This is a genomic window from Streptomyces sp. WAC06614, assembly GCF_003949795.1.
Taxonomy (GTDB): Bacteria; Actinomycetota; Actinomycetes; order Streptomycetales; family Streptomycetaceae; genus Streptomyces.
Genome location: NZ_RPRY01000239.1, coordinates 1 through 10,983 on the forward strand (window position 1 = coordinate 1; position 10,983 = coordinate 10,983).

12 protein-coding genes and 1 pseudogene are annotated in these 10,983 nt (G+C 71.1%); 1 reads left to right on the top strand and 12 read right to left on the bottom strand.

Annotated features, from left to right (window positions below):
- Positions 1-152: 152 nt before the first annotated feature.
- The 6 genes from EF918_RS25755 to EF918_RS25780 form a co-directional block, all read right to left on the bottom strand.
- Positions 153-311, bottom strand: coding sequence for a hypothetical protein (locus EF918_RS25755; RefSeq protein ID WP_125650991.1), 159 nt, complete (start codon positions 309-311; stop codon positions 153-155).
- 19 nt (positions 312-330) lie between these two features.
- Positions 331-519 (bottom strand): mobile element transfer protein, encoded by a 189-nt coding sequence (locus EF918_RS25760; RefSeq protein ID WP_125650992.1) that lies wholly within the window; start codon positions 517-519, stop codon positions 331-333.
- Between the two features lie 16 nt (positions 520-535).
- A complete protein-coding gene (locus EF918_RS25765) occupies positions 536-1,234 on the bottom strand; it encodes a DUF2637 domain-containing protein (protein WP_125650994.1) in 699 nt (232 codons plus the stop codon).
- A gap of 80 nt (positions 1,235-1,314) precedes the next feature.
- Positions 1,315-2,601, bottom strand: a complete 1,287-nt coding sequence (locus EF918_RS25770) for an FtsK/SpoIIIE domain-containing protein (RefSeq protein ID WP_260610674.1) — start codon at positions 2,599-2,601, stop codon at positions 1,315-1,317.
- A gap of 68 nt (positions 2,602-2,669) precedes the next feature.
- Positions 2,670-3,017 carry a hypothetical protein gene (locus EF918_RS25775; protein WP_125650996.1) on the bottom strand — a complete coding sequence of 116 codons (348 nt, stop codon included), beginning with the start codon at positions 3,015-3,017 and terminating at the stop codon, positions 2,670-2,672.
- 139 nt (positions 3,018-3,156) lie between these two features.
- Positions 3,157-3,936 (bottom strand): GntR family transcriptional regulator, encoded by a 780-nt coding sequence (locus tag EF918_RS25780; RefSeq protein ID WP_125650998.1) that lies wholly within the window; start codon positions 3,934-3,936, stop codon positions 3,157-3,159.
- A gap of 18 nt (positions 3,937-3,954) precedes the next feature.
- On the opposite strand from EF918_RS25780, the gene EF918_RS25785 reads away from it, so the two are divergent.
- Complete coding sequence (locus EF918_RS25785; protein ID WP_125651000.1) at positions 3,955-4,422, top strand: NUDIX hydrolase; 468 nt, start codon at positions 3,955-3,957, stop codon at positions 4,420-4,422.
- Positions 4,423-5,889: 1,467 nt separating this feature from the next.
- Here EF918_RS25785 and EF918_RS25790 read toward each other — a convergent pair.
- From EF918_RS25790 to EF918_RS25815, 6 genes and pseudogenes are all read right to left on the bottom strand, one after another.
- Positions 5,890-6,084 carry a hypothetical protein gene (locus EF918_RS25790; RefSeq protein WP_125651002.1) on the bottom strand — a complete coding sequence of 65 codons (195 nt, stop codon included), beginning with the start codon at positions 6,082-6,084 and terminating at the stop codon, positions 5,890-5,892.
- A 118-nt stretch (positions 6,085-6,202) separates the two neighbouring features.
- Entirely contained in the window at positions 6,203-6,694 is a 492-nt protein-coding gene (locus tag EF918_RS25795) for an HD domain-containing protein (RefSeq protein WP_125651004.1), read from the bottom strand.
- Positions 6,691-7,524: pseudogene (locus EF918_RS25800) on the bottom strand (aspartate aminotransferase family protein); the annotation flags it as partial. The pseudogene EF918_RS25800 and the gene EF918_RS25795, both read right to left, overlap by 4 nt.
- A 254-nt stretch (positions 7,525-7,778) precedes the next feature.
- Entirely contained in the window at positions 7,779-8,720 is a 942-nt protein-coding gene (locus EF918_RS25805; RefSeq protein WP_125651006.1) for a ParB/RepB/Spo0J family partition protein, read from the bottom strand.
- Positions 8,717-10,039, bottom strand: coding sequence for a ParA family protein (locus EF918_RS25810; protein ID WP_125651009.1), 1,323 nt, complete (start codon positions 10,037-10,039; stop codon positions 8,717-8,719). The genes EF918_RS25805 and EF918_RS25810 overlap by 4 nt, the downstream gene beginning before the upstream one ends.
- A 206-nt stretch (positions 10,040-10,245) precedes the next feature.
- Entirely contained in the window at positions 10,246-10,968 is a 723-nt protein-coding gene (locus tag EF918_RS25815; protein ID WP_125651011.1) for a TetR/AcrR family transcriptional regulator, read from the bottom strand.
- Between the last annotated feature and the right edge of the window lie 15 nt (positions 10,969-10,983).

The window sequence follows — 10,983 nt, forward strand, 5'->3', positions numbered from 1 at the left end:
GGTGGTGGCAGTCGCAGGCCGGGAGGGTGCTGCTCTGGGGGCGGGTTTCAAGGTCCGCGGCCGGTCGGGCGAGCGGGGTGACGAGGCCGGTCGGGAGCGGGTTGACCGGGATCTTCGGGCGGATCATCGGCTGTTCTCCTTCCGGGGTGCGGTTACTTGATCGCGGAGTCGATGGCGGGGGCGAGCATGCTGTCGGCGAGGAGGAAGCCGCCCAGGAGGAGCAGGGCGACCAGCCACCACGGCGGGCGGATGAGCTTGACGCCGAGGAGGCCGACGACGGCGACGGCGAGCCAGAGCGGGACGGAGTTCACGACGGGTCTCCCTTACGGGTCAGCGCGGCGAGCAGCGGTGGGCGGTGGCGGCGAGTTCGGCGGCGGAGCGGTCGGCGTAGTCGGCGGACCAGCCGCAGCCGGGGGCGGTGCAGGCGGCGGTGTGGGCTTCGCGGCCGTGGCGGTCGGTGTAGGTGGCGACCTGGACCGGGCCGAAGCGGCGGACGTCGCGGAAGCGGTAGCGGGGCATGGAGCCGGTTCTCCTCTCAGGCGAGCTGTGCGGCGATGGCGTCGGCCATCGGGGCGGGGACACCCAGGCGGGCGCGGAGCGCGTCCGGGTCGATCGGGTTGCCGGTGCGGGCGCGGTGCTCGTCGGCGACCTTGCGGCCGTAGGCGAGGAGCGCGTCCGGAACGGCGACCGGCGGGGCCGGCGCGGGCAGGGCTGGGGCCGGTTCGGCCGCCGGGATCTCGGCGAGGACCGGCGCCAGCGCGGGCTCCGGTTCGGGAGCGGGTAACGGTTCGGCGTCGAGGACCTGGACCTGGTCCTCGTCCTGGTCGGGCTCGACCTCCGTGACCGGGACGGCTTCGGGGTCGTCGTGCTTGTGGACCAGGAGGGTTCCGCCGAGGAAGGCCAGCGCCGGCCATCCGGCGACGAGGATCCGCAGCCAGTCCGGGACGGCGTGGAGGTCGAGAAGGCCGGCGGTGGCGACGTTCGCGCCGAGCGAGGCCGCCAGCGCCACGGCGAACCAGGTCCAGGCCGACCGGGTCGGTTCCCCGGCATCCCGGAGGAGCCGGAGGCGTCGCCAGGCGGCGACGAGCAGCAGGTCCACGCTGACCGGGTAGGCCCAGGCCTTCCACCCGTCCTGCCCAGCAGCGGCGGCAAGGTCGTGCAGGTGAGCGAAGGACAAGGCCCCCGCGATCACGGCCTGCACGAGGACGGCGTCCGGCCGGATCTTCGAGTGCATCGTGTTTCACCTCCTTCAGGCATGGGAGGGGTAGGGACCTGGCGCGATACGGTCGCGCCGACGAGTTGGGGAGCGGAGCGTCAGACGGTCTGCTTGGACGCCTGAGCAGGCAGCACCGCAGGCTGCGGGCGGAAGTCCGCCAGGCCCGGGATGTACGGCGTCAGGTGCGCGGTCTCGGCGCAGACAGCCGCGACGTCGTCGAGGGAGACGAACGCCGACCGGATACGGGCCCAGCCGCCGGAGAGCAGGCCGACCACAGCCGTGCCGGGCCGTTCGACGGCGATACGGGTGGCCGCGCCCACGGCACGGACGCTGATGTCGCCGAGCGCCATCTTCGCGGAAGCCTCGTCGTTGACCCGGTGCGCGACGCGACCGGTGAGCTGGGCCCGCAGAGCAGTCGCGCCGGATCCGAGGTCGGAGCCGAAGCGCTGGCCGCAGATCTCCAGGTAGATGGCGGCGGCGCGGCCGAGCTGAGCCAGCCGGATCAACTGGGTGACCATGTGATCGCGGCGCTTCTCGTCGGCCTTGTTGGCGATCAGGAACAGCTCCGCCACCTCGTCCACGATCAGCACGATCGGCGCCGGCCGAAGGTCCTCGGGCAGACCCCACACGTCCGAGGTGATCTCCTCGGCCACGACACCGGCCCCCAGGCCTTGCGAGGCCCGGATCAGCTCGTAGCGCTGGACCATCTCCTCTACCAGCACGTCCAGCAGCCCGACGGCATCTTCCGGGGTGTAGGCGAGGCCCGACAGCCGCCGGGCGAACGGGGCCAGCTCCACTCCCCACTTGCAGTCGATCCCCACCAGGGCAACGGGCTGGGCCGCCAACCCCTTGATCAGGCCGCGCAGATAGACGGACTTCCCGGACTCGGTCGCGCCGATCACCAGCTCATGAGGACTGGCCCGGAAGTCCCGCACATGCACGGCCCCGTCCGACCGCAATGCCACCGGCACCTTCAGCAGCTCGACCGCGGGGAGCTTGCGCGGCATGACCACGTGCCGCAGCACGTCGTAGCCGACGAGCCGGATCTCCAAGAACCCCGGCTTCACCGCCCGGACGTACACCCCGTGGGTCCGCCACGAGTGCCGCAGCCGCTCGGTAGCGGCGTCGTAGTCCAGGAAGTCCTGCCCGGGCAGGATCTTGATCCGCAGCACCAGCCCGAACCGCGTGATGCGGATCCGCCGCAGCTTCGGCACGGCCCGGGCCGGAACCCGGTCGAGCAGCTTCGCCGCGAGCACCCGGGACCGCGAAGGCTGTTCGGCCAGCCCACAGGCCTCCATCACCGCCCGGTACGACCACAACAGCCGCACCACGACGACCACCCAGCCGAACCCGAGCCAATACCAGCCGGGCCGCTTCCACCGCAGCCACCCCAGCCCACCACCGGCCAACGCTAAGCCGACCAGCGCGGCGACCTGTCCCCCAGTCACCGGGATCAGGCCTGAGCCGGAGCAGCAACGAGGGACGTGACGGCGGCGGCGCGGAAGCTGATGCCGTGCCGCTTCTGACCGCCGGACTCGTTCTCCCACGGCCGGGCGATCAGACCGGTGATCGCGACCGGCGTCCCCATCACCAGCTCGTTCGACACCCCGGGCTGCGGGACGGAGACCGACAGGACGTCGGACACGCCGTCCATCAGGAAGACCACGTCCACGACGACCATCGGCGCACCGGTCTCCAGATCGGTCGCGATCTCCCCCGTCCGCCGGTCCTTGACCTTGGGCTTCGGCGGCTGGGCAACCATCAGCATCGCGGCGGAGGTGTCGACGGGAATCTGACGCATGACTGATCACTCCTCTATAGAGGCTGGACTCCGTCACTCATGTATAGGAGTGACATGAAGAAGAGTGCCGCACTCCTATACATGAGTCAACCCGCCACGGAAGAAAACTCGCGGCGGGCTGCGGGGAGTTGAGCGGCCGTCAGTCGGCGGCGGGGATCCGGTACTCGAAGACGAACTGGTCAGCCGCCATCAGGGTGTCGCAGACCTCCACGACGCGCCCCTCCTCCGTGACCGCGTTGCGCAGCAGGTGAACGACCGGAGCCCCAGGGCTCAGCGCCAGCTCCGAAGCCTCGGCCTTGGCCGCCGGCCGCGCCTGGAGGGTCTCCACGAACTCCGCGAACTCGTGGCCGTGGTCCTCCAGTCGGGCATAGATGCCGCCGCCACCGGGGTTCTCCTCGAACAGCTCGGGGATGTCCTTGACCACGTCCCACGGCAGGTACGACGTGGCGGTCTCGACCGGGGTCCCGTTCCGGAAGTACAGGCGCCGGCGCGCGAGGACCTTCGTACCGGGGTCGACACCCAGCCGACCGGCGATGTCCTCGGGGGCCTCCATGGGACCGATGTAGATGATGCTGACCTTCGCAGTCGCGCCCGACTGCTCCGACTCGGCGAGGTACGCGGCCTTGCCCCCACGACGGAGGGAGCGCCGGAAGCGGTCGGAAGAGCGGTGCCGCACGGGCGGCCGGGCCTTGACGTACGAGCCCTTGCCGTGCCGGGTGTCCACGAGCCCGCTGGCGCGGATCTCGGTCATGGCCTTGCGAATGGTCCCGCCGGACACGCCGTAGCGGTCGACCATCTCCGCTTCACTCGGCACCTGGTCGCCAGGCTTCAATGCGCCGGCGCGGATCTGCTGAACGATGTCCTCGGCGATCTGCAAGTACCGAGGTACGGCCTTGCCACCTCCTACGGCTGTTCCCATGGTCCTTCTCTTCCTCCTATGCTCCTGTACATGAGTAACAGTGCCCCGGCGACCCGGTCAACGCCTCGCCACTCCGTGTCTGTAGCCGGGGTGGTGGTACGCGACGACGGCCGGCTGTTGGCGATCCGGCGGGCGGACAACGGGACGTGGGAGCTGCCGGGCGGGGTGCTGGAGATCTCGGAGACGCCGGAGGAAGGCGTTCGGCGCGAGGTCCTGGAGGAGACCGGGCTCGATGTGGACGTGGCGGAGCTGACGGGGGTCTACAAGAACGTCACCCTCGGGGTCGTGGCCCTGGTCTTCCGGTGCAAGGCGACCGGGGGTGCCGAGCGTACGTCCGACGAGACCACGGCGGTGCAGTGGCTCACGCCCGGCGAGGTCTCCGAGCGGATGTCCGAGGTCTACGCGATCCGGCTGTTGGACGCCCTCGACGGGCACGGGCCGCATGTACGGAGCCATGACGGGCGCCGGCTGTTCCCCGTGCGGTGAAAGTTTCCCTACTCCATCAAGGCACCCGCCGCGCACAGCGCGGCGCGCGCGGCCCGTCCGCCGGGCCTGCGCTCCTGTCTGCGCCCCGCTCCGGCCCCGCGGCCGGCCGCACGCCGAAGAACCGGCGAGGGTTGATGGTCGGGCCAAGCCCTCAGAAGGCCGGCGCCCCAGCTCCACAACCACCCACCGCCCACCGGGCGTTCCCCACCGAGCAAGCCCCCTGACCACCACCAGGACCACGCCCGGCCAACGCCAAAGCCAGCCAGGCACCCGCCGGAACGACGCAGGCCGAGCCCCGGGAACGCCAAGGCCCGACGACACCTGAAGGTCAAGACGATGCCTCCGGCGGGGGCGCTCAGGCTCCGGGATGGAGGGGGCCGTCGTGCGTCTGCGGGCCGGTGTGTGGTGCGGGTGGGGGCTGTCATCCCGTCTACCGTCGACCCAGGCAAGCCCTAGCAGACCAGGCTTCTGGGGCCCAGGTCGTTCGTCCAGCAGGGCGCTCCACCTGGGCCCCAGAAGCCTGCCCCGCTATCACTTCGTGTGGGTCGACGGCAGACGGGATGACAGCGGAGGCGCGCTGTGGCTGGCGAGACAGCAGCCCGCCAGCGAAGGCGCGTTTTCCTCGGACCATCTTGCGAACAACAACCACGCCTACGGCATCGGCGGTACACCCTCTACGCCATTCGGCAAAGCTCCGGCAAACAGAGGAACATGACAGATCGGGTCAACCGGGAAAATCGCCTTAGCACAGCGTCCCGACTGTCTGAGGTATGTGCTATGGGCGTGCATAGCACCCGAAATCCTTGCAGGTAGCCAGCGTGCCGTCCGTGACGCGCGCCTCTCACAGCACAGCGTTACGGGCACTAAAGATACCTCGGGTGCCCGGCAAGCTCGACTTCATCGGCCCTGCGCTGAAGCGCCACTATGGTTCCCACCACGACAAAGCCCACCCCGACCGAACGGCTTGGCGGCATGCACGGTCGAGATGGGCCAGGAAGCCTTGGAGGCTCTTTGATGAGTGTGACCCTTGCTACCCAGGAGCTGTCAAACCCTATTCCCGCCCCCTGGACGATCACAGTGATCGTTATCGTGCTCGTTCTCTACCCTGCAGCAGCGGAGATCGCGGGGTTGTATGCCAACGCCGCAGCGCTGACGGGCTTGCTCGTTGGATGCAGCGGCGCGAAGGTCGCACGGCGCCATCAGGCCGGCTAAGTCGCGTGCCCTCCGTGTGCCCGAACGGGCGGTGCGCAGCGGGGAACAGAGGGAAGCCGCGGGTTGATGGCCGCGAGTGTGCAGGTCAGCGTCTTGCCAGGTCAGGGGTCAGGCGCGTACGCGATCTTCCAAACTAGCTACGCGGGTTCGATTCCCGTCGCCCGCTCTTGATGGCTCAGGGCCGGACCGTGGGGGAACCCACGGTCCGGCCCTGAGGCGTTTCGTGCGGAGGTTTCGGGCGGGAGGCGCCCCGGGTCAGAGCTTGATGCCGGCGATGGTGTCCGCCAGGGAGTTCAGGAAGCGGTTGACGTCCGGGGCGATCGAGCTGGAGGCCAGGAAGAAGCCGAAGAGGACGGCCACGATGGCCGGGCCCGGCTTGATGTGGTTGCCGCGGATCAGCACCACCATGATGATCGCCAACAGAACCACCACTGACAGCGAAATGGCCACTTCTGATCACACCTTCGGTCGTCCCCTGGTCGGCCAGGGGTACGGCCCTGCGTACCCCCACATGGACCATCGTGCCACCAACGGGCCCCCGCTAGACGTCCGGTGGGGACGTTTGCCGTCAACTCGGGGGATGTGGGAGGCCCAAGAGGGAGCGGACGGATGCGTACTTGGCGGTCAGTCGGTCCCGGGTGGGGGCGTCGAGGGCGGCCAGGCGGGCCGGGTCGGCGTTGTGCGCGAGGTCGGCCTCCTTGACCAGGAGGGCGCCCGGGGTGGCCAGGATGCGGGCCGTGTACTCCTCCACGGGCTCGCCCGGGCGCTTGGTGACCGCCAGGACCATGTCCTTCACCGACTGCGGGAGGGCGGCCGAATCCAGCCAGGCGCGGCTCAGGGCGTCGTCCTCGACCGCGTCGTGGAGCCAGGCGGCGGCCTGCTGGTCGGGGCTGCCGCCACGGGCGCGGACGCCTTCGGCGACGGCGGCCAGGTGTTCGGCGTAGGGGCGGCCGGCCTTGTCGGTCTGGCCCTCGTGGGCCGCCCGGGCCAGGGCCTCCACCTCGGGGAGCGTCAGGGCGGGCGCCGTGGGCGGCGTGGGGTGGGTGGCGTCGTGGGTCATGCGAGCTCCCTTGCCGCGGTGCGGAGGGCCTCGGCGGCCCGGCGTACGTCCGCGGGGGTGGTACGCCAGTTGGAGAACGCGGCGCGCAGCGCGGGAGTTCCGTCCAGGACGGTCGGGGTGACGAAGACCTCGGGGGCGGCGGCCGTGCGCAGGGCGGTGAGGCGTTCGGGGGTGGGCGTGTCGGCGAGGGTGAAGCAGACGACGTTCAGGCGGACCGGGGCCAGGAGGCGGAAGGCGGGGTCCGCGGCCAGGTGCTCGCCGAGGGCGTGGGCGCAGGCGATGTCGCGTTCGACGATCTCGCGGTGGCCGGCGCGGCCGTAGGCGCGCAGGGTGAACCAGGCGGCCAGGGCGCGCAGCCGGTGGGAGTTCTCCGGGGTGAGGTGGACCAGGTCGGGGCGGGGGCCGAGCGGGCCGAGGTAGGCGGCGGCGTTGGCGAAGACGCGGGCCTGGAGGTCCGGGCGGCGGGTGAACAGCACGGCGCTGTCGTAGGGCACGTTGAGCCACTTGTGCAGGTCCACGCAGACCGAGTCGGCGGCGTCGAGACCGGCGGTGAGGTGGGCGTGGGACGGGGAGAGGGCGGCGAAGGCGCCGAAGGCGGCGTCGGTGTGGAGCCAGAAGTCGTGGCGCTCGCGCAGGGCGGCGACGGCGCGGAGGTCGTCGAAGTCGACGGTGTTGACGGTGCCGGCGTTGGCGACGACCACGGCGGGGCCGGGGGTGTCGGCCAGGGCCCGGTCGAGGGCGGCCGGGTCGACGGCCTCGCGGCCGGGCAGGGTGGGCACCGGGACGAGGGCGCCGCGGCCGAGGCCGAGGACGGACAGGGCCTTGGCGATCTGGTCCTGGCTCAGGCCGGCGGCCTCGCGCAGGCGCTTGCGCTCGTCCGGGTGAGGGAGCGCGTCCTTGGCGGCGGCTTCTTCGAGCAGGGCGTCCACCGCTGCGAAGAGGCTCTGTTGTTCGTTGTGCATGGGTACCTCCAGGGTCGAGCCTATGTGAAACGCACGGTGGAACGCACCTGAAACGCACGTGGGGGCGTTAACGGCGTTAATGCCGTCAGCGCCCCCTGCGTGGTGCTCGGGTTTCTTGCGTGTCAGATGCGGGACATCAGGAGCTCCGTGACGGCCTTGAGGTCGTCCGGGGGGAGGTGGGCGGTCAGGGCGTCCGCGATCGTCTCCGGGGTGTCCGTCGCGATCGTGATGCGGCGGCTCGGGGGCGTGGTCGTGGTCGGCGTGGCCGGCATCGGCGTCGGCGTCGCCGCTGTGGCCGGCGGGGGTGGGGTGTCCGTGCTGACGGGGCTGACCCGGGTGCGTTGGCGTGGGGGGTTGGTGTTAACGGCGTTAATGGTCTCCGCCGCCGCGGCCTCCTGCTGCTCCTGGGGGAGGCGGCCGATGCGGCGGGCCGGTTCCACCTTGAGCTCGCCCGACTCGACCTTCTCCTGGAGGGGAGGGGTGAGGTTCAGCAGGGTCAGGCGCTGGGAGACCCAGGCCGGGGTCTTGCCGAGGCGCTTGGCGACCTGGGCCTGGGAGCCGTGCACCTCGACGAGTTCCTGGAGGGCACGGGCCTGGTCCATGGGGGCGACGTCGACCCGGTGGACGTTGGCGATGAGCGCCGACTCCAGGATGTCCGCGGCCGAGGCGGCGAGGCTGTCGTTGACGTGGATGTGCATCGTCTTCAGCCCGGCGAGCTGGGCTGCGGCGAGCCGGCGGTTGCCGTCGATGACGACGTACGGGGCCCGGCCGAGGCCGTCGGTCTGGCCGGGGTACGCCTCCATGAACGCCATGCGGGTGGCGACGGCGAGGGGCTGGAGCTGGCCGCGGGAGAGCAGCGACTGGGCCATCTCGTCCAGGTCGGTCAGCTCCTCGCGGAGGTTGAACGGGTTGGGGGCCAGCGCCTCGATCGGCACCTCGGAGGGCGCCACGGTCCCGGAGGTGGGGGCGCCGGTGGCTTCCGCGATGGCGGCGCGGCGCGAGCTGACGGCGGTCTGGGCGCGGGCGAAGGAGGCTGACACCCCGAGCTTGTCGGCCTTGCTCATGAGATCTCCCTGGCGAGGGCGCGCAGGGCGACCGCCTGGTCGCCCTTGGGGGCGTAGACGAACAGCGGCTGCTTGAGGCGGACGGCCTCGCGCTGTTCCTTGAGGTCGGGTACGACGGCGACGACGCGCGGATCCTTTATGTCCATCCAGGCCTGGAGGGAGGAGGTCGCGATGTAGCCGCGGCGGCCGTCGTAGAGGTTGACGACGAGGCCGAGGTAGTCGATGTCGAGGCTGAGGTCGTCGCGCAGGTCGTTGATCTGGGAGGTGAGGAGGTCGTACGCGTCGGCGGACGAGTCCTCGGCCTGGACGACGATCAGCGCGCCGGAGGCGCCGGGCTGCTCGGTGTCGCGGCGGCGGCCGTAGTAGATGGCCGCGTCCATGCTGAGGCCGAGGCTCGGCGGGCAGTCCACGAGGATGACGTCGTAGTCGGACTCGACGGGGGCGAGGGCGCGTTCGAGGGCGGCCTCGCGGGCGCGGACCGTGGAGAGGCGGACGTCGAGGAGGAAGGCGTCCGTGCAGGAGGGGAGGAGGTGGAGGCGGTCGCCGAACCGTTCGTCGGCGATCGGGACGATGAGGTCGGACAGGGGGCCCTTGGCCTCGCCGGCCATGTGGCAGGTGAGGCTGTCGCCGCCGATGGGCATGGGCTGCTGGCCGAGCTGCTTGGTGAGATGGCCCTGGGGGTCGAAGTCGACCAGGAGCACGCGCATGCCGAGGCCGGGGAGGTCTTCCACGGTGAAGACGCTCGGTTCGTGCGTGCCGGTCGTAGCACCACCGGTCGCAGCACCACCGGTTGCGGTGCCGGGCGTGGTGCCGGGTGGGGCGCCGGTCGTGGCGTTGTCCTCGGTGAGACGGGCCAGCTGGCGGGCGATGCGGACCGGGTGGAGGGACTGGGGGTCCTCGGCGAGGGCCTCGGCGGTACCCGCGGTGATGGCGGTCTTGCCGACGCCGCCCTTCTGGTTGCAGACGACGATGCGGCGGACCACGGAGGGGCGCTGGACGGTGGGGGCCGGGTTCATCTCCAGCCAGAGCTGGACGGCTTGGGCGAGTCCCTGGATGAGGGAGACACCGCGGTCCTTGGCTCCGGCGCGGAAGGACTCCCACTGGCCGGCGGGCAGCCAGGTCGAGAACGACTCGGCGCCGGAGGTGTCGACGGGGGAGGGGGCCGAGGCGAGGGCCGACCACTGGGCGATGCCCTGGTGGACGGCGTCCTGGATGTCCACCCGGAGTTGGGCGGTGCGGATTTTCAACTCCTGGCGCAGCCACGGGGGCAGTTTGGAGACGACCTTCTCGCGGTCGCTCGGGGACGAGGGCGAAGTCATGAGAGGGACTTTACTAACGTTCGTGGGTGGGTGTGGGCGCCACGCTTGAGTTTTGCTAACGGAGTGGTGTCTTCCAGGGCTGGGAGCTGGGAGCTGGGAGCTGGGAGCTGGGAGCTGGGAGCTGGGAGCGGGCTGCCTGGCTGGGGGATGGAGGCTGGCTGGCTCGGGGCTGGGCTGCTTGCGTGCTGCCGGCCGGGTGGTCGCCGTCAGGTGCGGGCTGCGCGGCACTCGGGGGAGCCGGCCGGGTCGAACTGGGCGAGGCGGTCCGCGGGGACGATGGCCGGGAGGGTCAGGTTCCAGAGGTCGACGACGCGGTCGTGGAGGTCGGTGCGGCCGGTGCGGACGTGCGAGGTGACCTGGATACCGGTGAACGCGCCGACGAGGTACGTCGACAGGGCGTGCACGTCCAGGCTGCGGTGGAGGTCGCCGCGGTCCTGGGCGGGGGTGAGGCACTTGATGCAGATGTCGATCCAACCCTCGTACGGGGACGGATCGGGGTCGGTGAACGAGCCGAACTCGATGACGAGGCGGATGCCGGCGCGGATGCGGGTGTCGGAGCGGAGGCCGTGGGCCATGTGGTGGGTGAGGTCGATGACCGTTTGGAGGCCCGGACCCGTGGGGTTCGGGCTGGTGGTGTCCGCGCCCGTGGTGCCGCGGCTGGAGGCTTCCGGGCCGGTGATACCGGGGCTTGGGGTTTCCGGGCCGGTGGGGACGAGGTCGGCGACGCGGAGTTGCTCGGCCATGAGGGTGCGGGCGAGGGCTTCCTTCGAGGGGAAGTGGAAGTAGAGCGCGCCCTTGGTGACGCCGGCGTGCTTGACGACGTCGCTGAGGCTGGTGCCGCCGAAGCCGGACCGGTCGAAGGCGACGGCGGCGCCGTCGAGAATCGCCTGGCGGGTGACTTCGGCGCGGTGCTGCCGGGGGCGCGGCATGGGGGGCTCCTGGGT

Coding starts and splice junctions, on each gene's coding strand:
- EF918_RS25760 (WP_125650992.1), bottom strand. CDS start 519: ATGCCCCGCTACCGCTTCCGCGACGTCCGCCGCTTCGGCCCGGTCCAG.
- EF918_RS25765 (WP_125650994.1), bottom strand. CDS start 1,234: ATGCACTCGAAGATCCGGCCGGACGCCGTCCTCGTGCAGGCCGTGATC.
- EF918_RS25775 (WP_125650996.1), bottom strand. CDS start 3,017: ATGCGTCAGATTCCCGTCGACACCTCCGCCGCGATGCTGATGGTTGCC.
- EF918_RS25780 (WP_125650998.1), bottom strand. CDS start 3,936: ATGGGAACAGCCGTAGGAGGTGGCAAGGCCGTACCTCGGTACTTGCAG.
- EF918_RS25785 (WP_125651000.1), top strand. CDS start 3,955: ATGCTCCTGTACATGAGTAACAGTGCCCCGGCGACCCGGTCAACGCCT.
- EF918_RS25795 (WP_125651004.1), bottom strand. CDS start 6,694: ATGACCCACGACGCCACCCACCCCACGCCGCCCACGGCGCCCGCCCTG.
- EF918_RS25805 (WP_125651006.1), bottom strand. CDS start 8,720: ATGAGCAAGGCCGACAAGCTCGGGGTGTCAGCCTCCTTCGCCCGCGCC.
- EF918_RS25810 (WP_125651009.1), bottom strand. CDS start 10,039: ATGACTTCGCCCTCGTCCCCGAGCGACCGCGAGAAGGTCGTCTCCAAA.
- EF918_RS25815 (WP_125651011.1), bottom strand. CDS start 10,968: ATGCCGCGCCCCCGGCAGCACCGCGCCGAAGTCACCCGCCAGGCGATT.